The organism is Chitinophaga sp. 22620 (assembly GCF_052044405.1).
Lineage (GTDB): Bacteria > Bacteroidota > Bacteroidia > Chitinophagales > Chitinophagaceae > Chitinophaga.
Genome location: NZ_JBQEMV010000002.1, coordinates 20,754 through 47,740 on the forward strand (window position 1 = coordinate 20,754; position 26,987 = coordinate 47,740).

At 52.9% G+C, this 26,987-nt stretch carries 18 protein-coding genes; 9 read left to right on the top strand and 9 right to left on the bottom strand.

Translation table 11 applies throughout. The features are described from left to right. Positions 1 to 4: 4 nt before the first annotated feature. The 4 genes from nuoL to ACTJIK_RS09650 all read left to right on the top strand — a co-directional run bounded on the left by nuoL (position 5) and on the right by ACTJIK_RS09650 (position 6,177). Positions 5 to 1,903 carry an NADH-quinone oxidoreductase subunit L gene (gene nuoL / locus ACTJIK_RS09635; RefSeq protein ID WP_440646159.1) on the top strand — a complete coding sequence of 633 codons (1,899 nt, stop codon included), beginning with the start codon at positions 5 to 7 and terminating at the stop codon, positions 1,901 to 1,903. A 25-nt stretch (positions 1,904 to 1,928) separates the two neighbouring features. Continuing rightward, the gene (locus ACTJIK_RS09640) at positions 1,929 to 3,371 is read left to right on the top strand and encodes a complex I subunit 4 family protein (RefSeq protein WP_440646160.1); all 1,443 of its coding nucleotides are present in this window, start codon (positions 1,929 to 1,931) and stop codon (positions 3,369 to 3,371) included. Between the two features lie 31 nt (positions 3,372 to 3,402). Beyond that, on the top strand, positions 3,403 to 4,776 hold the full coding sequence (locus tag ACTJIK_RS09645; protein WP_440646161.1) for an NADH-quinone oxidoreductase subunit N: 1,374 nt from the start codon (positions 3,403 to 3,405) through the stop codon (positions 4,774 to 4,776). Between the two features lie 126 nt (positions 4,777 to 4,902). Further along, complete coding sequence (locus ACTJIK_RS09650; RefSeq protein ID WP_440646162.1) at positions 4,903 to 6,177, top strand: ABC transporter permease; 1,275 nt, start codon at positions 4,903 to 4,905, stop codon at positions 6,175 to 6,177. Positions 6,178 to 6,303: 126 nt separating this feature from the next. Here the strand turns inward: ACTJIK_RS09650 and rplI are convergent, their stop codons facing one another. The 4 genes from rplI to ACTJIK_RS09670 form a co-directional block, all read right to left on the bottom strand. After that, positions 6,304 to 6,750, bottom strand: coding sequence for a 50S ribosomal protein L9 (rplI, locus tag ACTJIK_RS09655; RefSeq protein WP_440646163.1), 447 nt, complete (start codon positions 6,748 to 6,750; stop codon positions 6,304 to 6,306). A 6-nt stretch (positions 6,751 to 6,756) separates the two neighbouring features. Continuing rightward, positions 6,757 to 7,023 carry a 30S ribosomal protein S18 gene (gene rpsR, locus ACTJIK_RS09660; protein ID WP_119078554.1) on the bottom strand — a complete coding sequence of 89 codons (267 nt, stop codon included), beginning with the start codon at positions 7,021 to 7,023 and terminating at the stop codon, positions 6,757 to 6,759. 4 nt (positions 7,024 to 7,027) lie between these two features. Continuing rightward, positions 7,028 to 7,381, bottom strand: coding sequence for a 30S ribosomal protein S6 (rpsF, locus tag ACTJIK_RS09665; RefSeq protein WP_440646164.1), 354 nt, complete (start codon positions 7,379 to 7,381; stop codon positions 7,028 to 7,030). Between the two features lie 187 nt (positions 7,382 to 7,568). Next, positions 7,569 to 10,835 (bottom strand): Ig-like domain-containing protein, encoded by a 3,267-nt coding sequence (locus tag ACTJIK_RS09670; protein ID WP_440646165.1) that lies wholly within the window; start codon positions 10,833 to 10,835, stop codon positions 7,569 to 7,571. A 208-nt stretch (positions 10,836 to 11,043) separates the two neighbouring features. Here ACTJIK_RS09670 and htpG point away from each other — a divergent pair, with 208 nt between their 5' ends. Both htpG and ACTJIK_RS09680 read left to right on the top strand, forming a co-directional pair. After that, complete coding sequence (gene htpG / locus ACTJIK_RS09675; protein ID WP_440646166.1) at positions 11,044 to 12,870, top strand: molecular chaperone HtpG; 1,827 nt, start codon at positions 11,044 to 11,046, stop codon at positions 12,868 to 12,870. A gap of 292 nt (positions 12,871 to 13,162) precedes the next feature. Beyond that, positions 13,163 to 13,966, top strand: a complete 804-nt coding sequence (locus ACTJIK_RS09680) for a hypothetical protein (protein ID WP_440646167.1) — start codon at positions 13,163 to 13,165, stop codon at positions 13,964 to 13,966. A gap of 2 nt (positions 13,967 to 13,968) precedes the next feature. On the opposite strand, the gene recJ is transcribed toward ACTJIK_RS09680, so the two are convergent. After that, the gene (gene recJ / locus ACTJIK_RS09685; protein WP_440646168.1) at positions 13,969 to 15,672 is read right to left on the bottom strand and encodes a single-stranded-DNA-specific exonuclease RecJ; all 1,704 of its coding nucleotides are present in this window, start codon (positions 15,670 to 15,672) and stop codon (positions 13,969 to 13,971) included. A 118-nt stretch (positions 15,673 to 15,790) separates the two neighbouring features. Beyond that, the gene (locus tag ACTJIK_RS09690) at positions 15,791 to 16,756 is read right to left on the bottom strand and encodes a polyprenyl synthetase family protein (RefSeq protein WP_440646169.1); all 966 of its coding nucleotides are present in this window, start codon (positions 16,754 to 16,756) and stop codon (positions 15,791 to 15,793) included. Between the two features lie 237 nt (positions 16,757 to 16,993). Between ACTJIK_RS09690 and ACTJIK_RS09695 the strand changes: the two genes are divergently transcribed. The 3 genes from ACTJIK_RS09695 to ACTJIK_RS09705 all read left to right on the top strand — a co-directional run bounded on the left by ACTJIK_RS09695 (position 16,994) and on the right by ACTJIK_RS09705 (position 22,521). Further along, entirely contained in the window at positions 16,994 to 18,538 is a 1,545-nt protein-coding gene (locus ACTJIK_RS09695) for an OmpA family protein (protein WP_440646170.1), read from the top strand. A 210-nt stretch (positions 18,539 to 18,748) separates the two neighbouring features. Then, positions 18,749 to 20,719 (top strand): KUP/HAK/KT family potassium transporter, encoded by a 1,971-nt coding sequence (locus tag ACTJIK_RS09700; protein ID WP_440646171.1) that lies wholly within the window; start codon positions 18,749 to 18,751, stop codon positions 20,717 to 20,719. Between the two features lie 62 nt (positions 20,720 to 20,781). Beyond that, complete coding sequence (locus ACTJIK_RS09705; RefSeq protein ID WP_440646172.1) at positions 20,782 to 22,521, top strand: glycoside hydrolase domain-containing protein; 1,740 nt, start codon at positions 20,782 to 20,784, stop codon at positions 22,519 to 22,521. An 86-nt stretch (positions 22,522 to 22,607) separates the two neighbouring features. Here ACTJIK_RS09705 and ftsZ read toward each other — a convergent pair whose 3' ends face one another. The 3 genes from ftsZ to ACTJIK_RS09720 form a co-directional block, all read right to left on the bottom strand. Next, a complete protein-coding gene (gene ftsZ / locus ACTJIK_RS09710; RefSeq protein ID WP_440646173.1) occupies positions 22,608 to 24,380 on the bottom strand; it encodes a cell division protein FtsZ in 1,773 nt (590 codons plus the stop codon). Between the two features lie 115 nt (positions 24,381 to 24,495). Then, positions 24,496 to 25,905, bottom strand: a complete 1,410-nt coding sequence (gene ftsA / locus ACTJIK_RS09715) for a cell division protein FtsA (RefSeq protein ID WP_440646174.1) — start codon at positions 25,903 to 25,905, stop codon at positions 24,496 to 24,498. Between the two features lie 15 nt (positions 25,906 to 25,920). After that, on the bottom strand, positions 25,921 to 26,973 hold the full coding sequence (locus ACTJIK_RS09720) for a cell division protein FtsQ/DivIB (protein WP_440646175.1): 1,053 nt from the start codon (positions 26,971 to 26,973) through the stop codon (positions 25,921 to 25,923). Positions 26,974 to 26,987 lie beyond the last annotated feature (14 nt).

Sequence of the window (26,987 nt, forward strand, 5' to 3'; positions counted from 1 at the left end):
ATCGATGATACATCTTGTTTGGCTGGTACCGTTCTTACCGTTGTTAGGTTTCCTGATCAATGGATTGGGCCGGAATTTTTTACCTAAATCGCTTACCGGCGTGATAGGTAGCGGCACCGTGCTGGCGGCTTTTGTGATCAGCCTGCTCATTTTCTTTGAAGTGCGGCAGCCGGGTTTCGCCCCGCAGGTGGTGTCACTGTTCGATTTCATCAGCGTAGGCAGCCTGCACATTCCCTTCGCTTTCCAGGTAGACCAGCTGAGCGCCCTGTTCCTGCTGATCATTACCGGCGTGGGATCGCTGATACACATTTACTCCACTTCCTACATGCATCAAGAAAGCAGCGAGAGCTTTGCGCGTTACTTCGCGTACCTGAACCTCTTCGTGTTTTCCATGCTTATACTGGTGCTGGGCGCCAACTACGTGATGATGTTCATCGGCTGGGAAGGCGTGGGCCTCTGCTCTTACCTGCTCATCGGCTTCTGGTTCAAGAATATTAATTACAACAAAGCCGCCAACAAGGCTTTTATCATGAACCGCATCGGCGACCTGGGCTTCCTGCTCGGTATCTTCCTGCTCATCCAGCAGTTCGGTTCCGTTACATTCATTGAAGTATTCGAAAAAGTGCCCGCCCTCGGCGAAGGCAGCGGCGTGCTCTTCGCGATCGCCATGCTGCTGTTCATCGGCGCCATGGGTAAATCCGCACAGATACCTTTATACACCTGGCTCCCCGACGCGATGGCCGGTCCAACCCCGGTATCTGCCCTGATCCACGCCGCTACGATGGTGACCGCCGGTATTTACATGGTGGCCCGCAGCAACGTTATCTATTCGCTGGCGCCGCACATCCAGGCGATCGTTGCGATCGTGGGCCTGGTAACCGCGCTGCTGGCGGCTTCCATTGCACTGAAACAAAACGACATCAAAAAAGTGCTGGCATACTCCACTGTAAGCCAGCTGGGTTATATGTTCCTTGCGCTGGGCGTTGGCGCTTATACCGCCGCCGTATTCCACGTAATGACGCACGCCTTCTTCAAAGCCCTCCTGTTCCTTGGCTCCGGCTCCGTGATCCACGCCATGGGCGGCGAGCAGGACATCCGCAGGATGGGCGGCCTGAAGAAATGGATGCCCGTCACCAATATTACTTTCCTCATCGGCTGCCTTGCTATCGCGGGCATACCGGGGCTGAGCGGGTTCTTTTCCAAAGACGAGATACTGGCCCATACCTGGGGATATAACAAGATCATGTACGCCCTCGCGCTCATCGGCGCGCTCATGACGGCCTTCTACATGTTCCGCCTGTATTACATCACCTTCACCGGCAAATTCCGCGGTACGCACGAGCAGGAACATCACCTGCATGAAAGTCCCGCCGCTATTACCCTGCCGCTGATCGTGCTCGCCGTGCTGTCCGTTATCGGCGGCTACGTTGGCCTGCCCGAAGTATTCGGCGCGCCGCACCTGCTGGCCGAATACCTCAGCCCGATCTTCGCGCCTTCCGCTCCTTACCTGCATGCGCACCACCTCAGCCATGGGTTGGAATGGGGACTGATGGGCCTGAGCACCGGCCTCGTGATCGTGATGATCCTGTTCGCCCGCAGCAAATTCATCAACTATACGGACAGTGGCGCCGAAAATACCGGCATCGCGAAAGTGCTGGAGAATAAATGGTATGTGGACGAGCTCTACGACGCCGTCATCGTAAAACCCCTCATGGTGCTCAGCCGCTTCTTCCAGGACGTGGTGGAGAAAGCCGGTATAGACGGGCTGGTGAACGGCGTAGGCGCCGGCGTGAAATGGAGCAGCCGCCAGATCAGGCTGCTGCAGAACGGCCAGGTGGGCTTCTACATCTTCGCCATGGTAATAGGTATGATCGTATTGTTTGTGATCAGTTTGTTTTTATAAATCAGTAGCGGATTAAGAAAAAGATATGTTGACAGTATTACTCATATTGATTCCTTTGATAACAGGTCTGATCACATTCGGACTGAAAGGGCCGGGTGCAAAGGTATTCAGCCTGTTGTCGTCATTAGCCACGCTGGCCATTGCAGCAGTTGCCTGGACGCAGTACCAGTCTGCCCCTGATTCCCTGCAATTCACAGCCGACTGGATCCCGCAGCTGAACAGCCAGTTCAAAGTGGGCCTGGATGGGTTGAGCCTCATGCTGGTGCTGCTCACCACCATTTCCTTCCCGCTGATCTTCATCACTGTTTTTAGCCGGAGCTACGAAAATGCAGGCAGCTTTTACGGTCTCATGCTGCTTTCACAGGCTGGCCTGCTGGGCGTATTTCTCGCCTACGATGCGCTGCTGTTCTACTTCTTCTGGGAACTGGCGCTCATCCCCGTATACTTCCTCTGCTCCATGTGGGGCGGCGAGAGAGCGGTACCCGTTACATTCAAATTCTTCGTATACACCTTTGCCGGCTCGCTGCTGATGCTGGTAGGGATTATTTATATCTACTTCCAGACGCCGGGTTCCTTCAGCTGGCAGGCTTTCACCAGCCTCTCCCTGAGCAACGGCGAGCAATCCTGGTTGTTCTGGCTCTTCTTCGTGGCCTTCGCCATCAAGATGCCGGTGTTCCCTTTCCATACCTGGCAGCCGGATACCTACGAACAATCGCCCACGCCCGTTACCATGGTGCTGAGCGGTATCATGGTGAAGATGGGCCTTTTCGGCGTAATGCGCTGGCTGGTGCCCGTGCTGCCCCAGGGCGTGTACATGTGGCAGGAAGCGGCGATCGTGCTGAGTGTGATCGGTATTATTTACGCCAGCTGCATCGCCATCATGCAATCCGATCTCAAGAAACTGGTCGCGTATTCCTCCATCGCCCACATCGGGCTGATGAGCGCGGCCATCTTTGCGAATAACGAACAAAGCCTCGCAGGCGTGCAGGTGCAGATGTTCAACCACGGCATCAACATCATCGGTTTGTGGATCATTATAGAAGTGATAGAGCAACGCCTGAAAATAAAGAACATGGCTGAGCTGGGCGGCATTGCCACCTATGCGCCCAAACTGGCCATATTGCTGGTGATCGTGAGCCTGGCCAATATTGCCCTGCCGCTCACCAACGGGTTCATCGGGGAGTTCCTGATGTTCAGCGGGCTGTTCCAGTACAATCCGTGGTTTGCAGCCATCGCGGGCCTGGCCGTTATCCTGGCCGCCGTATACATGCTGCGCATGCTGCAAAAAGTATTGTTCGGCGAAGCCAACGCGCTTACCGCTACCACTACAGACCTGCGTGCGGGCGAAATGCTGGCCATGGCCTGTATCACGGCTGTCATTTTTGTGCTGGGCGTGTACCCCAAGCCGCTGCTGGACCTCGCGGCCGGCTTTGGTTTGCAAGAAGCCGTAACCGCTGTTATCCGCTGATTATTAAATTGAGATTCTGTAACGCTAAGATATGAACGCAATAATTACAACTGCTGTATTCGGGATTGTTCTGATGTTCGTGGGCCTGTTCGTGAAGAATAAGCAGCAAATAAAATATTTCGCCATCGCAGGTACCATCCTTGCATTCATTGCAAACTGGTACGACGGCATGCTGGCCGGCGGCAGCAACGTAGTGCTGCACGGCATGGTGGAAGTAAGCAGCTTTTCCGTATTGTTCAACGGGGTAGCCATCGCTTCCACGTTCCTCTATTTCCTGCTGTGCGGCAGCGCATTCGAAAAAGTAGGCGAAGACGTTGCGGATTATTTTGCCCTGGTGTTCTTCATCCTCAGCGGCATCACCCTTACCGCATCTTACAGCAACCTGCTGATGCTGTTCCTCGCGATCGAGATCATTTCCATCCCCCAGTACATCCTGGCGGGCGCAGATAAAAAGAACCTGAAAAGCAACGAAGCTTCCCTGAAATATTTCCTGACGGGCTCCTTCACCACCGGCATCATGCTGATGGGCATTGCCCTCCTCTACGGCGCTACCGGCACTTTTAACCTCCGTGAGATGGGCCTTGGCGCCGGAGATCTGAGCCCGCTGGCATTATGCGGCATTATCCTGCTCGCGTTCTCCCTGTCCTTCAAAGTATCCGCCGCCCCCTTCCACTTCTGGACGCCCGACGTGTACGACGGTTCACCCACCGTGTTCACCGCCTTTATGGCCACCGTGGTGAAAGCGGCGAGCTTCATTGCGTTCATGCGCCTTTTCTACGTGAGCTTCACCGGCGGCAACCTTACTTACCACTGGCAGCTGATCATTGCGCTGATCACCGCCGCCACGCTGCTGATCGGCAACTTTACGGCTGTATTCCAGCAGAGCGTGAAAAGGATGCTGGCATACTCCAGCATTGCGCAGGCGGGCTTCATGCTGTTTGCGATAGTGGCGAACAACGAAACCGGCACCCAGGGCCTGATACTGTACGCCGCGGCATACAGTGTGGGTACCATCGGCGTATTTGCCGTGCTGCTGAAAATGAAAGATTATACGTTCGACGGATATAACGGCCTGGCTCGCAAAGAACCCTTGCTGGCGCTGGTAACCACCATCTTTTTACTGAGCCTGGCGGGTATCCCGCTGACGGCCGGTTTCTTCGCGAAATATTTCGTGCTGAGCGCGGCTGTGCAGGCCGGCGGCCTGCTGTGGCTGGTGATACTGGGTGTGCTTTGCGCCGCCATCAGCGCCTACTACTATTTCCGCGTGATCATCGCCATGTATTTCAAGACCGGCGACGCCGAGACCCTGCCCATTACCGGCGGTTTCAAAGCAGCGCTGCTGCTGGCCGCGGCCATCGTGATCACCCTCGGCATATTCCCCGGCCTGCTGCTGCAATTCCTGTAGGCAAAGCCGTTCAACTGATTGAGCAGCACAACTTAGCGGTTGTGCTGCTTTTTTTATGCCCCTGCCATTCATCCTGAAAGGTGCTTTTGATAAGGGAAATCCGTTAACTTTATACTAACCGTTGTTATGCGATTAAGAGATACATTTTCCCTCGCCATGCGCTCTATCAGCGCAAACCGCCTCCGGGCCGGGCTTACCATTTTCATTATTGCCTTTGGCATCATGGCGCTGGTAGGCATCCTTACCGCTATAGATTCCATCCAGAGCTCTATCTACAACAGTTTTGCCAGCATGGGGGCCAATGGCTTTTCCATCCGCAACCGGGAGCAGCGGATACGCATTGGCGGGCCGGGCAATGCCACCCGCGGCACCACGAAGAAAGGGAAAGTACGTACCTCCAACCAGAATAAAGTGATCACTTTCCAGGAAGCCATGGCTTTTAAGGAACGTTATACCTTCCCCGCCTTAGTGAGCGTCTCTTTCAGGGCAGGAGGAAATATGACAGTGTATAAGGACGATAAAAAAACCAATCCCACGGTGCAGGTGATCGGCGGGGATGACAATTACCTCGCCCTGTCCAACTACGAACTAACGATGGGCCGCAATTTTAATAAGGCAGACATCGAATCCGGCCGGAACGTGGCCGTGCTGGGCAGCGACGTGGCTAAAAAACTATTTGGCGACCATCCCGAAAGAGCCGTGAACGACAATATCCGCATCGGTAACGTGCGGTATAAAGTTATTGGGCTGCTGAAGGAAAAAGGCAGCAGCAATATGATGAGTGCCGATAACGTAGTGATCACCACCGTGACCAGCACCCGCCGGGTGTTCAACCGGCCCTGGGCCTCTTACCAGGTGAACGTGAACGTAGACGATGTATCCAGGATGGATGCCGCCATGGGCGAAGCCACGGGCGTGTTCAGGATCATCCGTAAAATGGATATCAACGAAGAAAATAATTTTTACATGAGCCGCAGCGACAGCATTGCAGAGCTGTTGTTCCGCCAGCTGGGCACGGTTACCGTGGGCGCTGCGCTGATCGGGTTCATTACGCTGTTCGGTTCCGCCATAGGGCTGATGAACATCATGCTCGTATCCGTGGCCGAGCGCACGCGCGAGATCGGGGTGAACAAGGCGATGGGGGCTACCGGCCCGGCCATCCGCCAGCAATTTGTGTTCGAAGCGATCATCATCAGCGTAATGGGCGGTTTGCTGGGCGTTTTCCTGGGAATGATGCTGGGCAACCTGATGTCGCTGCTGCTGGGCTCCGCCTTTGTGGTACCCTGGCTGTGGATCTCCATGGGCATCGCGCTGTGCGGGATGGTGGGGCTTATTTCCGGGATATATCCTGCCATAAAGGCTTCCAAGCTGGATCCGATCGTGGCTTTGCGGTATGAGTAAAATTCTGTTGAACCGGTATAAAAAGCGGGGGATCATCAACATAAGTTGAGATCCCCCGCTTTTTTTGTGACCGGGCATAAAAAAAGCGCCCCGGTTCGGAGCGCTTTTCAATATCAGGTGAGCAGATTACTCGGAAACCACTTCAAATTCCAGCTCGGTGTCATTGCCTTTGCCGAAATCGAGGCGGGCTTTGTAGGTGCCCAGTTCTTTCACGTCGCCGATGATGTGGATGCGGCGGCGGTCGATCTCATAACCTTTCTGTTCTTTGATAGCACGGGCGATCTGAACGCCGGTAACACTACCGAAGATCTTGCCGGAAGTACCGGTTTTGGCGCCGATCTTCACAGGAGAAGCTTTCAGCACTTCAACCACTTTCGCGATCTCAGCCAACATTTTCTCTTCCTTCACCTTAGCTACTTTCAGACGTTCGTCCAGTTGCTTCAGGTTGGAATTGCTTGCTTCAACGGCAAACTTTTGCGGGATCAGGAAATTCCTGGCGTAACCGTTCTTCACGCTTACCAGTTCATTCTTCTGGCCCAGATTATCTACGTCTTGTATTAAGATTACTTGCATTGTTTCTTACTTTAAAAGGTCAGTAACATAAGGCAATAAAGCCATTTGACGAGCTTTTTTGATAGCCTCAGCCACCTTACGCTGGAATTTCAGCGAGTTGCCGGTGATACGGCGAGGCAGCATCTTACCCTGATCGTTCAGGAATTTTTTCAGAAACTCGGCATCTTTGTAATCTACATACTTGATACCTAATTTCTTGAAGCGGCAGTACTTTTTCTGGCGCTTCTCTTGCTTAACCGCGGTTAAGTACTTGATCTCTTGTTTAACTGCCATAACTTTAAGCTTCTACAGGTTTAGGTTCAGCATCGTAGGTACCCCTCTTTTTGGCATTGTACGCCTGAGCGTGTTTGTCCAGTTTGGTTACCATGTAACGCAATACATTTTCATCGCGGTTCAGCTGGATCTTCAGCTTCTCATTGAAGTCGGATGGCGCCTTGAATTCCAGAACCAGGTACATGCCCGTGGTTTTCTTCTGGATCGGGTACGCCAGTGATTTTAAACCCCAGGGATTCTCGTGCACTATTTCGCCGCCATTGTCTTTCACCAGGTCAGCGAATTTTTTCTGGGCAGCTTTGTAGTCTTCCTCAGAAAGCACAGGGGTAAAGATCACCATCAATTCGTAGTTTGACATAATTTTCCCTTGTTTGTAATTGTAATAAAAAATAAAAATTGGAGTGCAAAGATAGGGGTAATTTCTGATTCTTCCGCTTTACTGGCGCTAATTTCCGCTTTTTTTCAACCGCCAACCCGCAATCACCCGCATAAAAAATCCGGAGCCCGCTTTCCAGGCCCCGGATTTGTTTGTAATGCACTACATATCAGCGACTAATAAATATTTTCTTTACCTCGGTCTTGTTCCCGCACTGCACCCTCAGCAGGTAGATCCCCGAAGCCATGTTCCCCACGTCTACCGACTTGAAATTCATGCCTTTGTAGAAATTCATCTGGGTCGTGTACCTCACAGTGCCCTGCATATCAAATAGTTGGATAATAGCCGGGCCGCTGTCGCGGGCGTCCATATAAATGTACAGCTGCCTTCCGAGGATGAACCACAACAGGCGGAACCAGCTTTCCCGGCTCAGCACCAGCACGCTCTGAACCGGACTGTACTGCTGTGTGCTGTCCAGCCCGAACTGGCGCAGGCGGTAATGCCAGTACCCCGGCAACACCGTGCCGTCGAAGCTCTGGTAAGCAGCGCCCTGGCCATTCGGGGCTGTAGCCGGTACGGTATCTACCGGCTGCCAGTTATTCCCGCTCAGCGAGCGTTCCACCACGAAATGGCTGTTGTTGATCTCCCTGACCGTATTCCAGGTAAGGGCCACGCCGCCGTTATCTTCCCGGGCGGTGAATTGGGTGATCGCCACAGGATGGGCCAGCACCCGCAGGTCGTACCGGCTCAAGATCGGGAAGTGGTCGGAAGTGAAAGTGGAATAGGACGGAATGAGCGATTCCACGTTCCGCGCTACCCTGGCGGACCCCGGCATATAAGCGTACAGCATCTCGTTGGTGCCCATGGCATGGTCTATCATATCCGGGAACGATGCGGTGGAGCGCTGGCGCGCCAGGCTCAGCGCATAGGTGAAGGGGATATAATCGAGGCTGTCCAGCTTGAAATCGATGTAGGATGTAGTGGTGTCCGGCGCCATCTGCGTGGTAATGGTCCGGTCGAAATCGTCGTTGAAATCGCCCAGCACCAGTACGTTTTTATATGCAAAGTGCGCATCCAGTGTGTCTTTCAGCTCCTTCGCCCCGTTCTTCCGCCTGTGCCAGCTTTCGATATAGTCCGCCGGCCCGTCGCCGGTATTGGCTTTGGCATGGATCACGATGAAATGGATGCGCGCTGAATCGCCGTTCAGGTTCACCATGGCCTCCATCAGGTAAGGGAAGCGGCCTGACGACCAGTTGAAATACGCGTCGGCGCTGGCGCCCCTGCGCAGCACGCCGTAAGTGCGGACATTCTTCACCAGTGCCTCGCGGTAAACAAAGGCCAGCTTCTGGGCGGAGTCGTATTGGGGAGAAGTGACACTATCCACCCGGCTGCCGAAACCGGAAACCGTGAAACGATAGCCTGGCATGGAATCCACGAGAGCTTTCAGGCGGATGGTATCCACCACTTCACAAAGCGCATACACGTCTGCATCCAGGCTTTTCATCACTTTCAGCGCGTTGGCCTGCTGCAAGGCTTCGTTTGTTGGGCCGAATTGCAGGTGGCCGAACCATTCCATGTTCCAGTTCACCACTTTCAGCGTGCGCAGGCTGGTGCCTGAAAGCGACACCTTCTGCTGCTGGAGGCCGGCGGAGCTGAAGGAAATGCTGCCGCTATAGTTCTGATTGGCAGCGGAAGGGGCAAACCGCACCCAGATGGAATCCAGCGCTGCCGTGGCTTCGGCGGCAGGGATCGTGAGGCTGGACTGGTATTGGATATTATCTGTTGATATCTCGAAGTTAGCCGGCGCCGTGATCACCAGCGGAGCGGTGAGATCGCTGGCCCAGTAGGTGAAGGGCTGCGGCGCGGAACGCTGGCCTGCAGGAGCGTAGTCGAAGTCCAGCTGCGCGGGCAGGGCATATACATCCGGCGCTGGCGCGGCGCTGGTATCGGAAATATGGATGTCGTCCAGCGTCCAGCGGCTGGCCTGCAGCGTGGGCGAAGAGGTATACACCCATGCGATGTACACGTCGGCGCCTTTAAAATTGCTGAGGTTGATGCCCGAAGAGGTTTTCCATACATCCGTGCCCACCTCGGGGAAGCGGCCGCTGATACTGGTCCAGGTAGCGAGGCGGGGATCGCCGCTGCCGGAATAATTGGTGGAAACGCGCAGTTCCAGCGAAGGTCCCTGGAAGGCGCTCCTGCTCGCGAACGCCAGCAATGGCACGTTAAAGCTGCTCAGGTCGAACACGGGGCTGATGAACCAGTCCTCGTTCTCCCTGGCCCCGCCGGAGAAACCATTGATCTGCACGCCATTTCCGCTCTGGCCAAATGTAGTACAGGCCCAGGTTTGCGCCCCGGTCACGCTGTATTGGGTGAAGCCGTTCGGCAGGGTGCTGCCGCAGGTGGTGAAGGGGAAATCGAGCACCTGGCTGCCGGTGGTAAAGCGCCAGCTGACACTGTCCAATATGCCGGAGAAGCCGTTGCCGTTGGAATCCTGTATGGCATTGCTGTCCAGGGTAATGAAGTATTCCCTGTTCGCGCGCAGCGCGGCGGGAATGGTGAGTGTATTGGCTGAAATGGTCACCGAGGGATCCGTGATGTTCAGCACCAGGCGCGTGCCCTGGCTGAGATTGTGCACGGTGACGGTCCCGGTGTTTTTCCGGATATTTTCGTCGAAAGTGATAACGGCATTGGTGCCGGGTACCACGCCGGTGGCGCCATTGGCCGGCAGCAGGCTGCTAAGGGCCGGGGGAGTGGCGTCGCCGCTCACGCCCCATACAGCCACGCTGTCGATAGCGAAAGAAGGCCTGGAGCCTGCGCCGCCAATCTGCCGGTTCACCCAGCGCAGCTGCACAACAGGCTGGTTCTCGCATTCCGCGGGCAGCAGCGCTTCGATGGACGCCAGTTGCTGGGGCGTGGTAACGCCGGATGTGATCTGTGTAACGGTATTGTTCTGGTAAAGGGTGTTGGGCAATGTGGTGAAGTTGCCGCTCAGCCCTACACGGTATTGCAATGCCGCCTCATTGATGCGGGTGTTGGAATTGCCGTCGTAAGGGTTGCGGAGGGTCATCACCTGGTATTTCACGCGCACATTGGTATTGGCCGTGGTACTCAGGCTCAGCACCACCGCATTGTCTGCGCTGCCGCTGTTCAGGTAACCGATCTTGCCATTGTAGTTATGCACACCGTTGGCAGTGGAAGACGCACTGCTGCTGGCCACCAGCGCCTTGTCTCCCGCCGCGGGCAGCAAGTTGAAGGCTGAACCCGGGGAGCCGCTCAATGCCCATCCCTGCCAGCCTTCCGGGTATACTGTAGAAGTGTGCGCCAGGGCGGAAAAGTCCTGCAGATACGGGATACTTTGCGGGGCAGGATTGGTGCCTTGCGCAAAAACCAGTAGGGGACACCATAAAATGACCAGGAGTAGAGGTTTTTTCATAAAGGGTCTTTCGTTTTTGGTGGATTAATCGGGGGTTATAATTTTTATGTCCCTAAATTACGCCGGTTATTTTATCCATAAATGAAATGACATGATGATTTTGTTAATTTAAGATGTGAAAAATATGTGATGCCCGGTCAACTTGTCAGCCCCGGGGGCCATGGCACATCATTTGAAAGCATTTCTCCCGTTAAAAAACTGATATCATATGCAGAAAGGTGCAATACGTGTACAAACAGAAAACATTTTCCCCATTATCAAAAAATTCCTCTACTCGGATCATGACATTTTTTTACGTGAGCTGGTAAGTAACGCGGTGGACGCCACCCAGAAGCTGAAAACGCTGGCCGGCGTAGGGGAGTTTAAAGGAGACATCGGCAGTACCGATATTACGGTTGCATTGGACAAAGAGAAAAAAACGATCACGATCTCCGACCGCGGCGTGGGCATGACGGCCGAAGAAGTGGATAAATACATCAACCAGGTGGCTTTTTCAGGCGCTGAGGAGTTTGTAAAAAAATACAAAGGCCAGGCGGAAGGCGCCAATATCATCGGCCATTTCGGCCTCGGGTTCTACTCTTCTTTTATGGTGAGCAGCCAGGTTGAAATAATTACAAAGTCCTGGAAGACAGACGCACAGGCCGTTCGCTGGGAATGCGACGGCAGCCCGGAATACCAGCTGGAAGAAACGGAAAAAGCAGAACGCGGTACAGACATCGTGCTGCATATCAACGAAGAAAGTGAAGAATTTCTCGATGAACACCGCATCCGCACCATTCTCGAAAAATTCTGCCGCTTCCTGCCGGTGCCCATCAAATTCCAGGATACGCAGATCAACAACACAACGCCGGCATGGGTGAAAAAGCCCGGCGAGCTTACCGCGGAAGATTACCAGAACTTCTACAAAGAACTGTATCCTTTCGCGGAACCACCGCTGTTCTGGATCCACCTGAACGTGGACTATCCTTTCAACCTTACGGGCATCCTGTACTTTCCGAAGATCACCAAAACGTACGAGATACAGAAAGACAAGATCAGCCTTTACAGCAACCAGGTATTTGTAACGGATGAAGTGAAGAATATTGTGCCGGAATTCCTGATGCTCCTGCATGGCGTGATCGATTCGCCGGATATCCCGCTGAACGTGAGCCGCAGCTATCTACAGGGCGATCCCAACGTGAAAAAGATCAATGCGCATATCACGAAAAAAGTGGCGGACAAGCTCGATGAAATGTTCCGCGCAGACCGTAAGGCTTTCGAAGAAAAATGGGAGCACATCGGCCTGTTCGTGAAATACGGCATGATGACCGAAGACAAGTTCCTGGACAAAGCGAACAAATTCCACCTGATGGAAGGTGTAAATGGCGGGGCTTTCTATACGCTGGACGAATACCGCACCGCTACGTCTGCATTGCAGACCAACAAAGAAAATAAGCTTGTAATAATTTACGCTACCAATCCCGTGCAGCAGGACAGCTACGTCAGCGCAGCCACTGCCAAGGGCTTCAAAGTAGTGAAGCTGGACACGATGGTGGATGCCGGTTTCATCAATCACATGGAACAGAAGTGGGAGAACGTGATGTTCACCCGGGTGGATGCCGACATCCCGGACAACCTGGTCGACCATGAAGCAACGGCGCAGAGCGTGCTGAGCGAAGAACAGGAAGGGAAACTGAAAGAGCTGTTCGGCACGCAGCTGGCCTTGCCGCATATCAAGGTGGAACTGAAGGGCCTGGGTGAGCAGGACCAGCCTGTGATCGTTACGCGTGGCGAGCTGATGCGCAGGATGAAGGATATGGCGGCGATGGGCGGCTCTGCGGCCAGCTGGTACGCGGGCATGCCAGACGAGATCACCATGACGGTGAATGCGAACCATCCCATTTACCAGAACATCCTGCAGGAAGGAAATGGAGAACTGCAGCAAAAGCTGGTGCGCAACCTCGCTGACCTGGCGCTACTTTCGCAGAACCTGCTCACAGGCGCAGACCTGACGGCCTTTGTGCAGCGCAGCGTAGAGCTGATGAATAACAAGTAAGATTATCCACATAATTTGCAAAGCGGGTGGCTTTAATGGGCTACCCGCTTTTTTTTATTTCCGGGAGGAAGGCACACAATAAAAAGGTTAAGAAAAAATATCGGGAGTGATTGTTGACTGTCTTTGCTGCAGTCAGGCTATCATCGAACTGCTTGCATATATGAAATTCTGATAGATTATATTTTTTGCTAAGCTCGTGGCTGGTTCAGGAAAGGTGTACTCGTTCGTTGGTATAATCATTGCCTGACACTGTTAGTTGAAAAAACCGATTCTTAAACCATATCTGCATTTTATGAATTACAAATTACTCCTCAGCGCGGCTGTTGTATTGCTGATCGCTGCCTGTTCGAAAACCTCCACTGTGGAGCCTTCCGGGAAGGATTCCAAAGTAGTGCCCGGAGTGCAGGCTCCCGACCTTACAAAAGACCCCGCCTCGTTCACGCCCCAGCAAACAGGCGTCACTTTCCGGAAAGTGAACAATCCCAAAGGCATAACGGGCTATGTGCTGCAGATCCCGGCCACTTATAATACGGAAACGACCAAACGTTGGCCGGTGATCATTTTCCTGCATGGAGTAGGGGAAAGGGGGAACGACCTGAACATGGTTAAAAGAGCAGGCCTGGCGGCGATAGCGGCTAAAAATGCCAACTTCCCGTTTATTGTAATATCTCCGCAATGCCCGCTGGGAACCTGGTGGAATGTTCCGAGCCTCAATGCCGTGTACGACGATATTGTGAAGCTGTATAATATTGATCCTAAAAAGATTTATGTGACGGGGCTTAGTATGGGCGGTTTTGGCACCTGGGAGTGGGTGGCAGCTTATCCTTCGAGGTTTGCGGCGGCTGTGCCCATTTGCGGAGCCGGGCCGGTGGCTAAAGCCTGCGCGTTAAAAACCAAACCAATATGGGCTTTTCATAATGCGGACGACCCGACAGTAAATGTATCCGGCTCAAGGAATATGGTGAATGCCATCAAAGCCTGCGGCGGGCAGCTGGTTAAATATACGGAGAACCCCACTGGTGGCCATGATGCCTGGACAAAAGCCTACAACAATCCGGCACTGTTCACCTGGCTGAGCGCGCAGCGCCTGCCATAGATCTATGCGGAAGCGCGGATGTCTATCACTTTCAGCTGAAGGGACACTGTGCCGTTCCATTCATTTTCTTCTACTGTGAACACCATATCAAAGGGTTTTTTGTGGCTGATGATCTCGAATTTATCCGCCATAAAAAACCCTATTCCTGAAAAGGAGCCCCCATTCCGTTGTTTAACAGACAACTTCAGGTGTTCTTCTTTTACAATCTTTGAAAATCCTGTATCCATCAGGTTCCTGGCGAGGAAAACGGGGCGCAGGTTCTCCGGCCCCAGCGGTTCGAATTGCCGCATGATGTTATAGAATCCCGGGGAAAGATCTGACAGGTTGATCTCCGTATCGATCACGATCTCGGGGATCAGCAGCTCCGGGTTGATGGTAGCGGCCACCACTTCTTCGAACTTCGCCTGGAAGGCGGTCACGTTTTCGGGCTTCAGCGTCATGCCGGCGGCGTAGAAGTGCCCGCCGTAATTTTCGAGAAGGTCCTTGCACTGGTGAATGGCCTCATACACGTTAAACCCTGATACAGAGCGGGCAGAGCCGGCTACTTTGTCGTTGCTTTGCGTGAGTATGATGGTGGGCCGGTAATAATATTTATCGATCAGGCGGCTGGCCACGATGCCTACTACGCCTTTGTGCCAGTGCGGCTGGTAGAGCACGGTGGATTTGCGGCCGTGCAGCGAAATATCGTTCTGGATAATGCTTACGGCTTCCTGGGTAATGCTCATGTCTACCCCTTTCCTTTCCATATTATCGCCATGCAGCATTTCAGCGAAAGCATACGCTTTGTCGAAATCCTTTTCTATAAAGAGGTTCACCGCTTTGCGCGCGTCGTCCATACGGCCGGCCGCGTTCACGCGCGGGGCGATCACGAACACGAGGTTCGAAGTGGTAAGTTTTTCTTTCAGGTTGCTGAGCTGGATGAGCGCCCGGATGCCCGCGCTGGGCATTTCGTTCACCTGTTTTACGCCATGGAAGGCGAGGATGCGGTTCTCGCCGGTCATGGGCACAATGTCTGCCGCGATGCTGGTGGCCACGAGGTCAAGGTAGCCATATACTTCCTGCATGGGCCTGCCTTTTTTCTGCGCCAGGGCGCTGATAAGCTTGAAGCCGATGCCGCAGCCGCTCAGTTCCTTATAGGGATAAGGGCAGCCTTCCTGTTTGGGATTGAGGATAGCCACTGCGGGCGGGAGTTCGGGATCCGGAAGGTGGTGGTCGCAGATAATAAAATCTATGCCGATGGATTTGGCATAGGCGATATATTCGATGGATTTGATCCCGCAGTCCAGTGCAATAACGAGTGTGAAATCGTTGTCCCGGGCATATTCGATGCCCTGCATGGAAATGCCGTAACCTTCGCGGTAACGGTGGGGGATATAGAATTCGATATTAGGGTAGAGTGACTGCAGGAAACCATAAACGGTGGCAACAGCCGTAGTGCCGTCCACATCATAATCGCCGTAGATCAGGATCTTTTCCTGGCGGAAAAAGGCTTCTTCCAGGCGCGAAATGGCTTTGTCCATGTCCTTCATGATCCATGGATCGTGAAGGTCTTCCAGGGAGGGACGGAAAAAATGCCTGGCTTCGTCATACTTTGTGATGCCCCGTTGAACCAGGAGCCGGCATAGGACGGGATGTATTTTTAAAGCTGACTGAAGCTGCTGCTCCTGCGTTGGTTGATATTTTTTTACTGTCCAGCGTTTCTGCATGAAATTGTATTGGCGGGAATTGCTTCCTTTTGTTGGTTCTGACTTCTGTTGTAATATAAGGATGATTAGCGTATTTGCGCTAAAAGCGGGAAATTCTCCGGTATAGGGAGATGAGACCTTAAAATTTCCGGTCCGTGGTAAACCTTACGAGTGTTTCGAGCCCCGCCCGGATATTGCTTTCGGGCAGTTCATGGAGAATGGCCAGCGCTTCGTCCCGGTATTGCAGCATCTTTTGCCGGGTATATTCGATGCCGCCGCTTTCTTTTACGATGGCAATTACTTCGTTGACCTTCTCTTTATCCTTATTATAATTTTTTACTATGTTTATAATATGCCGGCGTTGTTCTTTGCTTCCATGCTGGAGGGTGTAAATGAGGGGAAGGGTCATTTTCTTTTCCCGGATGTCTATCCCGGTAGGTTTGCCGATGTTGGCGGTGCCGTAGTCGAACAGGTCGTCCTTGATCTGGAAGGCGATACCGACCTTTTCGCCGAAGAGGCGCATTTTTTCGGTGAGGGCATCGTCTGCCGTGGTGCTCCAGGCGCCGGCCGCGCAGGCGGAGGCAAGGAGGGACGCGGTTTTGCGGCGTATGATCTCGAAATAGATATCTTCTTTGATGTCCAGCTTGCGGGTTTTTTCGATCTGGAGCAGTTCGCCTTCGCTCATTTCCTTTACGGCCTGCGAGAGGATCTCCAGGCTGCGGAAATCTTTGTTGCTGACGCTGAGCAGCAGGCCTTTGGAGAGGAGGTAATCGCCCACCAGCACGGCTATCTTGTTTTTCCAGAGGGCGTTGATGGAAAAGAAGCCCCGGCGTTCGAGGGAATCGTCCACCACATCGTCGTGCACGAGGGTGGCGGTGTGTAAAAGTTCCACAAGGGCGGCGGCGCGGTAGGTATTTTCGTTAATGCTGTTGGAGAATAATCTGGCGGAGAGCAGGACGAACATGGGCCTGATCTGCTTGCCCTTCCTTTTCACGATATAATGCATAATGCGGTCCAGCAGAGGTACATGGCTCTTCACTGCATCTGCAAACTTTCCTTCGAAATCTTGTAATTCCTTCCCGATCAGTTGTTTAATTTCCTCCATGGATATAATAAAAAGGTTTGCTAAGCTAGGCCTAAAATAGGACATTTTGCAAAATTGGCCCCGAATTTGTATACATTAGTTGGATGTTCTTTAAATTATACTCTAATATTGAGTCAGTTATCAATACAAATAAAATCGCAATAAAAATTTGTATATTCATTTAGGATTTTTACCTTTGCTTGGTAAAAAACGCGTTAATTGTAAAATCTTTAACAGTTTTTAAATAAAAAAACAATTATGGCAAGCAAAAAGTACTTACTACTGGCAGGTGCAATGACTCTTCTGGCAGCATCTCCTGGTTTTGCGCAGGTTAAACCCACATATGATGCCCTGGACTCCTCAAAAGTTTCGGCAAAGAATATGGCGCAGTTTAACAGCTTCAGAAACAACCAATCTGACTACCCCGCTAAACCCCGTAACATGTGGGAACTCGGTTTCCACGGTGGTTACCACTTTATTAAAGGTGATGTAGCTTCCCTCCCCGGCTTCGGCGGCGGTGTCTCCCTGAGAAAAGCTATCGGTCATACTTTCTCTATCAGAGCTGAATATACTGGTTCTTTCGACTACGGTCTGGATTACCAGTTGAAACCCTGGAACAATTTCGCAGCTTACAACGCTTCCCAGCAACAGAACAACGGTTTAGTAGTTCCGGCTTATAAAGCTGCTACTCACCAGCTGTCTCTGGACTTCATCGCTTCCCTCAGCAACATCCTGTTCTACAAGGCACAGCCTAAAGTGAACTGGTATGTATTTGGTGGTTACAGCATCCTGATGTCAGACGTTGACGTTGACGCCCTGAACGCTTCCGGCGATGGTTATGACTACAGCGGTATTGACTTCACCGGCAAGAAAAAAGACATCCGCGACGCTCTGAAAGATCTGCATGACAAAGAGTATGAGCAAAATGCTCCTGCTCAGGGCAACCGCGTTCAGATCGGCCGTAACGACGACAACCAGCTGCTCCGTCACGCTGTTGACTTCGGTACTGGTATCGCTTTCAAAGTTTCTAAACGTTTCAACATCGGTATAGAAGAAAAACTGACCCTGCCCTTCGACGACTATATGGACGGTTACACTGCCGCTCAATACGACAAGAGCCAGGATTTCTTCTCTTACACCAGCGTTCGCCTGAACTTCAACCTGGGCAACCCGAACAAACGCGTAGAACCCCTCTGGTGGGTTAACCCGCTGGACTTCGCTTACAACGAGCTGAACAGCCCCCGTCGCATGAAACTGCCGACTCCTGTTCTGCCCGATGCTGACGGCGACGGCGTAACTGACCAGTTCGACCGCGAACCCAACACTCCTGCCGGCGCACCTGTTGATTCTCACGGTGTTGCTAAAGATACAGACGGTGACGGTGTTCCTGACTACAAAGACAAACAGCTCATCACTCCGACATATTGCCAGCCTGTTGACGCTGACGGCGTAGGTAAATGCCCGGATCCTGAGTGCTGCAAGAACATGGTTCAGCAACCTGCATGCGCTAGCCTGGTATTCCCCAGCGTAGCCTTCAAAGGTTCTTCTACCAAAGTATCTTCCGACAACGAAGCCATCCTGAGCAGCGTAGCTAACACCCTGCGTCAGAACCCCTCCTGTAATGTACTGGTTACCGGCCACGCTGGTGCCAAAGGCAAGAAAGGCGGTGTTGACCTGAGCTCTCGCCGTGTGGATGCAGTGATCGACTACCTGGCTGAAAAACAAGGTATCGACCGCGGCCGCTTCATCAAACAAAACACTCCTGGCGAATCCAGCACTGTTGACTTAGCTCCTGCTAACTAATACAGACCGGACAACCACGGTAAATAATTCAGAACAGGCTGCTCATTTGAGCAGCCTGTTCGCTTTTTAACAGGCCCCTGAAAATAAATACCCTGCTGATTGAACCCCTGACCCCACTTACCCGTTATACAATAACGCGTTTTTTACACTTGCAAATCCTGATTAATTATCACTAAATTTGACCAGCCTTAAATTTATACTGTTTTTAGCGTGGTAAAAGACTTCAATAAAGCTACCCTGGCCGGTCTGATTGTGGCGTTGGGTATCATCTACGGCGATATCGGTACCTCTCCGCTTTACGTGTTCAAAGCCATTGTTGGAACCAACGAGATCAGCGAGCTGCTGGTGATCGGCGGTATTTCCTGCATTATCTGGACACTCACCCTTCAGACCACCGTCAAATATGTGATCCTCACGCTTAAAGCAGACAATAAAGGTGAAGGCGGTATTTTTTCACTGTACGCCCTCGTAAGGCGGCATGGCAAATGGACGGTCGTTTTCGGTATGATCGGCGGGGCCGCGCTGCTGGCAGACGGGATCATTACGCCCCCCATCACGGTCACCTCGGCCGTGGAAGGCTTGCGCACCCTGCCCGTATTCAAGGACCTCGGTACCTGGACCATCGTTAAGATCGTATTGGTGATCATCACACTGCTGTTTTTTATGCAGCAGTTCGGCACCATGTCCATCGGTAAAATGTTCGGCCCTATCATGGTCATCTGGTTCAGTATGCTCGCCATACTGGGAGTGGCTCATATTGCGGACGACCTCAGCGTTCTGAAAGCCTTTAACCCTTATTACGGCGTAAAATTACTGGTACTCTACCCGCATGGTTTCCTGCTGCTCGGGGCCGTCTTCCTATGTACCACGGGGGCGGAGGCCCTCTATTCGGACCTTGGGCACGTTGGCCGCGGCAACATCCGCGTTTCCTGGATCTACGTCAAAATAGCGCTGATACTCAATTACCTGGGCCAGGGCGCCTGGCTGCTCACGCAGCAGGGCAAAACCCTGAACGGGGAAAACCCCTTCTTCCTCATCATGCCCGAATGGTTCGTGATCTTCGGGGTATTGATCGCCACCATCGCATCCGTTATCGCCAGCCAGGCCCTCATTTCCGGGTCGTTCACCCTTATTTCAGAGGCCATGCGCCTCAACCTCTGGCCCAAACTCAAGATCAACTACCCGACGGAACTGCGCGGGCAATTATATATCCCCGGCATCAACCTGATGCTGTTTGTCGGCTGTGTATCCATCGTACTGCTGTTTAAAGAATCATCCGCCATGGAAGCGGCTTACGGGCTGTCCATCACCATTTGTATGCTGATGACCTCCTGCCTGTTCGCCTTCTACTTATATACCCGCCGCGTAAAGCTCGCATGGATCGCCGTGTACCTGGTCGTATACCTGACCATCGAATTTTCCTTCCTGCTGGCCAACCTCGTAAAGTTCACCCACGGCGGTTACGTGACCGTGATCGTGGCCGGCGCGCTCTTCCTCGTGATGTATGCCTGGTTCAGGAGCCGCAAGATCAAGAACCGTTACGTGGAATTTGTGCGGCTGGAAGATTACCTGCCCATCCTGCAGGAGCTCAGTAACGACACATCCATTCCGAAATACGCCACGCACCTCGTATACATGAGCAGTGCGGATAACCCGAAGGAAATAGAGCATAAGATCATTTATTCCGTGCTCAACAAAAAGCCCAAACGCGCTGATATTTACTGGTTTGTGCACGTAGATGTGGTAGACGAACCGTATATGAGCGAATACACGGTACAGACCATCATCCCCAACGAAGTGATCAGGGTGGAGTTCAGGCTGGGCTTCAGGGTGGAGCAAAGGATCAACCTTATGTTCAGGATGGTGGTGGAAGATATGGTCCGGAATAAGGAAGTGAATATCACCAGCCGTTACGAATCCCTCAGCAAAAACAATGTGGTGGGCGATTTCCAGTTCATCGTGATGGAAAAATTCCTCTCGCACGACAACGACCTGCCCCTGCACGAGCGGATCATCATGCGTATTTATTTTATGCTCAAAAAGATCGGGCTTTCTGAAGAACGGGGCTTCGGGCTCGATTCCAGCTATGTTACTATCGAGAAATTTCCCCTGGTAGTGGCTCCTGTAACCAACCTGCAGCTCAAGCGGGTACAGGACCGGTACCGTTACGATATCGAATAGAATGGGTTTGCATGAAAGCGCAATAGATATTATATTGTGAGCTTCCAAACATGCTACTCGTTATGCTTAAACACGTCTTTGCCACGGGCCTGTCCCTGGCACTCACCCTGGCATTATACGCCCAGAGCGGCCCTTCCGCCGATTACAAAGAATTAAAAGACCCGCGTACAGTTGACCCTGCAGCCTGGAGCGCGGTGAAGCCAGGTATCAACGTTGCTTTCGGCAGCGCGGATGTGCGTTATGACAAGATATACGCCCCGGCATCCGGTTCCCTGCGTACCACCTGGAACACCAAAGCCTGGAAAGGAGAGAAAGTGCACACCCAGTTCGTGATCTGGTCCACCGTGCCCGCATCCGACCTGCGCGTTATTATTGGCGCTCTCAGCGATGGGAAGGGAAATAAAATACCATCGGAGGCCATTACAACCGGTTTTGTGCGGTATGTGATGACCGATGAGCTGAACAGCGAAGGTGGCGGCTGCGGGCACCGCAAGCCTGGCCAATTTGATTCTTCACTGGTGGCAGATGGCATTGATTTTATTGGGAAAACAAATATAGCGGCTAATAACACGCAGCCCGTGTGGCTGAGCATAGCTGTACCGCCGCAAACGCCCGCCGGCACTTACAAAGGCTCCGTACAGGTGGCAGTAGGGAAAGGCGCCGCCCTTGAAGCGTTGCAATATGAAATAACTGTAGGGGAGCGCACGCTGCCCAAGCCGCAGGACTGGGCCTTTCACCTGGACCTTTGGCAGAGCCCCTATGCTGTGGCCCGCGTCCACAACACCCCGCTGTGGAGCAAAGCACATTTCGAGGCCATGAAACCGTACATGAAAATGCTGGCCAATGCCGGGCAAAAAGTGATCACCACCAGCATCATTTACGATCCCTGGAACAGCCAGACTGAAGATATTTACGGCGACATGGTGAAATGGACCAAAAAGAAGGACGGCTCCTGGAATTTCGACTACACCGTGTTCGACCAATGGGTGAGCTTCATGCAGGAAATGGGCATCAAAAAAGAGATCGCCTGCTTCAGCATGATCCCCTGGAACCTGAAATTTTATTACTTCGACGAAAGCACCGGTAAGAACGAAGTGCTGGTAGCCAAACCCGGCACCGCCGAATACGATAATCACTGGCGCCCTATGTTGACGGACTTTGCCAAACACCTCAAATCCAAAGGCTGGTTCAACATCACCTGCATCGCTATGGACGAACGGCCGATGGAGGCCATGCAAAGCGCCATTAAGCTGATACGTAGTGTGGATAAGGACTTCAAGGTTTCGCTCGCCGGTAACTACCACAAAGAGCTGGTGAACGACATCTTTGATTATTGCGTGGCCTCCGGCCAGGATTTCACCAAAGAAGAAAGAAAATGGCGCCTGGAGAAGGGCTGGCCCACTACCTATTACACCTGCTGTTCCGAAGGTTTCCCGAACACCTTTACGTTTTCCCCGCTGGCGGAATCCGCATGGCTGGGCTGGCATGCAGCGGCCAAAAATTACACCGGCTATCTGCGCTGGGCTTTCAACTGCTGGGTGAAAGAGCCCTTGCAGGACTCACGTTTCCGCACCTGGGCAGCGGGCGATACGTACCTCGTATATCCCGGCCCGCGTTCTTCCATGCGTTTCGAAAGGATGATAGAAGGCATCCAGACGTATGAGAAGATCCGCATACTGAAAGCAGAAGGGAAGGGGCCGCAGCTGGAAAAGATACTGTCCACTTTCGAGATCAATGCGTTGAAAGCGAAGAAGGCTGAAGATATGGTGGATGCCGGAAATGCAGTGCTGAATTCGCTTTAAGAGAAATAAAAAAAATCCTCCGAAGAGTCGGAGGATTTTTTTTAACACAACTAAAAAACAATCAAACTAATTTCTTTTTTATCGCATCAGTCGGGTTTTTTGCCGTCCAGGAAGGTGTTGATCGTATTGATCTCCGCCTGGTCGTTCTGCCCGTTGCCAACGGTATAGCCGGAATAGAAGTGTTCGGCGGAGCCGGCACCGCTATCCAGGTTCACATTCCGGCGAAGATATGCCGGCACATTTTCGATCTCCTGGTTGTTCTCCATATTCTTCACGTTGAAGCTGATACTGCGTAATTTCGCCACCCTTTCCATCTGTTTGCGTTTCTGCTCTTCCTGCTGTTCGTCCAGCAGCTGCTGCGGCTGCGGTTGCGCCTGCTGCTGCGGTTGAGGCTGCACGGGTTCCGGTTCGGGGGCGGGCTCTTCTTTGTACACCATTTTCATTTCATCCTGCTGGCTGTTGTTCACTGGTTCCACGTAAATGTTGGAAGGGCGGCTCAGGTAACCTCCTGATGAGGAGCCGGTTGCCGGTGCGGGCGGCTGCTGCGGTGCCTGCTGAACAGGTTGCGGCTGCGGCGCCTGCTGCACGGGCTCTGGTGCTGCCTGCTGTTGCGGCTGCGCGGGTTCTACCGGCTCGATGTTGAGCGTATAGGTTTCGCGCGGCGGAGCAGGCGGTACAAAGGCTGCTGTAGGGGCGGGGTGGGCAACCTGCGGCTCTACAAGCTTCGGCGCCATCACATCCCTGATCTCTTCGTCCGGTTCGTCGGAGAAAAGCATGGCCTGGCTGTTCATTTTCTTTTCGTCGCCTTCCTGGCCGAGGGTCATTACGATCTTCGGCTCTTCTTTCACGGGCTGGGCGGCCGTGCTGCCGGAAGGTTTCTGCTGCTGGATGGGGTTCTGCTCAAAGCCGGTGGCAATGATGGTAACGCCCAGGTTACGTTCCAGCGACTGGTCGTAGCCTACACCAAGGATCACATCGCAATCCTCGCCGGCCATGCTTTGTACATAGGCCTGGATGGTGTCCATCTCGTCCAGCGTATGCTCGAACTCGCCTTCGGCGGAAGAGATATTGATAAGGATCCATTTGGCTCCCTTGATATCGTTGTCGTTCAGCAGCGGGGAAGTAAGCGCTTCCTCGATGGCTTTCTGCGCGCGGTATTCGCCTTCGGCCACTGCCGCGCCAAGGATGGCCACGCCGCCGTTGCGCATCACGGTGCAAACGTCCGCAAAGTCCACGTTGATCTGCCCGGTGCTGTTGATCACATCGGTGATACATTTCGCAGCGGTGGCCAGCACGTTGTCTGCTTTCTCGAATGCGGCCTTGAATTTCAGATCGCCGAACTTCTGGCGGAGCTTATCGTTGGAGATGATCAGCAGTGTGTCCACATAATCTTTCAGGCGGTTGATGCCTTCTTCCGCCTGCTGCATCCTTTTTTTCCCTTCGTAAGAAAAGGGAGTAGTAACGATGCCGACGGTGAGAATGCCCAGCTCCTTGCATATTTTGGCGATGATGGGTGCGCCGCCGGTGCCGGTGCCGCCGCCCATGCCTGCGGTAATGAATGCCATCTTGGTATTCACCTCCAGTATCTTTTTGATTTCTTCAAAGGATTCTTCCGTTGCCTGCTCGCCGATCCGTGGATTGGCGCCGGCTCCCAAACCCTGTGTAAGGTGTGGCCCCAGCTGTACCTTGTTGGGTACGGGACTGTTTGCAATAGCCTGTGCATCGGTATTGCAGATAATGAAGTTCACCCCCTCGATGTTCTGACTGAACATGTGGTTCACCGCATTGCTACCACCGCCACCAATGCCTATCACTTTGATGATGGAGGATTTTTCCTTTGGAAGATCAAAATGTATCATGACTCTTTCTCTTTAAATGGGTTAGTATTTGGTGTACCGTTTTCCTACGCTACTATTTTTGATCGTGTTTTAAAAAATTGACTATTCATGCAACAATCACGCCACGCTGCTACTGTTACAGCTTTGCGTCTTCCTCTTCGGTGAACATGTCGATGATCTTTGTTTTCATCCTGTCCAGGAAACCTTTGAGAGAAGCGTTCCTTTCAACTGCTTTCCTGTGCTGGCGTGCGTCTGCCGTTTCTTCCGGTTGTTCGTCTTCCGTCCAGTCTTCTGCATCGTCCGCCAGGCGGGAAGCTTTTTCTTTCGCGAAGTAACTGGTGTTGATCTTCACGTAGTTTTCTTCCAGCGCGCGTTTATCGTTTTCGTAATCGTTGTATCCTTTCAGGATGAGGCCCACGCAGGTGGCGTACATCGGCTTGGTAAGCTCGTCTGTATGGCCGCTTGCCAGGTGCTCGTTCGGGTAGCCGATGCGGGCGCTTACGCCGGTGGTGTACTCTGTGAGCTGGATCAGGTGTTTCAGCTGTGAGCCGCCGCCGGTGAGGATGATACCGCCGTTCAGCATCTTATTGTCCATCCCGATCTGCTTGAGGTGGTACACCACGAAATCAAGTATCTCGCTCATTCTTGCCTGGATGATGTGCGCCAGGTTCTTCACCGAAATTTCTTTCGGGCTCTGGCCGCGCAGGCCGGGAATGGTGATGTATGCGTTGTTCTTGGCCTCGTCTGCAAGTGCGTAACCGAACTGTACCTTCATTTGTTCAGCCTGTGTTTTAAGCACACCCAGGCCGTTCTTAATATCGTTGGTGATGTTTTCGCCACCATAGGGGATCACAGCGGTATGTTTCAGTACGCCTTCGTAGAACACGGCCAGGTCCGTAGTACCGCCACCGATATCCACGATCGCAACGCCGGCTTCAAAGTCCATATCGCACATAACAGCCGCGGCGGATGCCAGCGGTTGCAGCACGAGGTCCTTGATGCGCAGGCCGGATTTCTCCACGCTGCGGTTGATGTTGCGGATGGCGTTCTTGTCGCCGGTAATGATGTGGAAATTCGCACCCACTTTCACACCGCTCATCCCGATGGGATAGGTGATGTTCTGCAGGCTGTCCACGATATACTGCTGCGGGATCACGTCAATGATCTGGTCGCTGGCAGGGATCACGGTCTTATACTGGTCGTTGATCAGCTGATCGATGTCCTTCTGTGAAATTTCCGCATCGGTATCGTTGCGCACGATGTCTCCGCGGGTTTGAAGGCTTTTGATATGGTGACCGGCGATGCCTACGTATACTTCGTTGATCTCAAGGTTTGGATTGGATGCATAGCAGTTCTCAAGCGCCTGGCGGATGGCCTTGATAGTTTGGTCGATGTTGAGCACCATGCCGTGCTGCACACCAAATGATGGGGCTTTCCCGAATCCGAGGATTTCCAATTTCCCGTATTCATTCTTCCTTCCTGCGATGGCTGCTATCTTCGTGGTGCCAATGTCGAGACCTACAATGATGGGAGCTTCCTGATTCATGGTTCTTTATTGTTTTTAGTTGCGATTACGATTATTATTAGGTCTGTTATACACTGCCTTGGGCGTTGCGCCGGAATTCCGGCTGGCTGGCCTGGCAGCGGGTCTGGAAGCGGGTTTTGCCGGTTTGGCCGGCTTTGCAGCTGGCTTTGTTGCTGGTTTTACAGCAGCCGGTTTATCCGCTGGCTTGGGGTTCGTTACGGCCGCCGGTGGCGCGAGGTCTGCATCCATGGTTACGTCTGCAATGGACGAATCCCTGTACATCGGCGGCGGGGGAGCGCTCTTTCCATCTCTGCGTGTTCCGATCACTTCTTCATGATACGCTATGTTTATCCGTGAATAAGTATTCCAGCCTGCTTTGCTTAAACCTTCACGGTAGAAGATCAGCAGCTTGGAAAATTTAGTGTCTATATCCGAACCATCCCCGAATACGATCACATGATCGCCGAGCTTGGGAATGATCTCGAATTTCCTGTCGCCGGTGATCATCACCTGCTCCACCTGCGCGTTCCAGAAGGTGTCTGCCGCGATGTAACGCGCCATGTCGCCGATCTGCCTGTACAGCGGGCTGTCTTCTTTCCTGAGCTGCACCGCATCAGTGGGGAAGCCGGTGAACACGGGCACCCTGGCTGAGAACCGGTCTGATACCGGGATGCGCTCGCTTTGTTCGTCCAGGTAAAAGCTGTTGCCGGAGAAGGTGAACACCCGCGCTACGGGATCGCGTTGCACCACGTTCACGTTGAGGATGTCCTGGTTGTCCAGGTACAGCTCTGCGGAACGTACCCAGGGATCGCTCTCCACCACGCGCTCCAGGTTGGCCAGGTTGATCTGGCTGATGGGCATGCCTACCGGGTTCTGACTTTTGTCGGTAATGACCAGCTGTTTGATATCTTTTTCATCGATGAAAGCATTCCGGTCGTCGCCCTGCAGGGTAACGTGAATGCCTTTGCACTTTTCGCTTTCCTTGTCATGCACCGCGGCCGCCAGCAGCACGGCAAAGCCAACCAGCACGCCGCTCCAGAGGAGCACGATGCCGATGCGTTTGAAGGCTGTCTTGGTTTTAGGTTGCATGTTTGATATCAGTT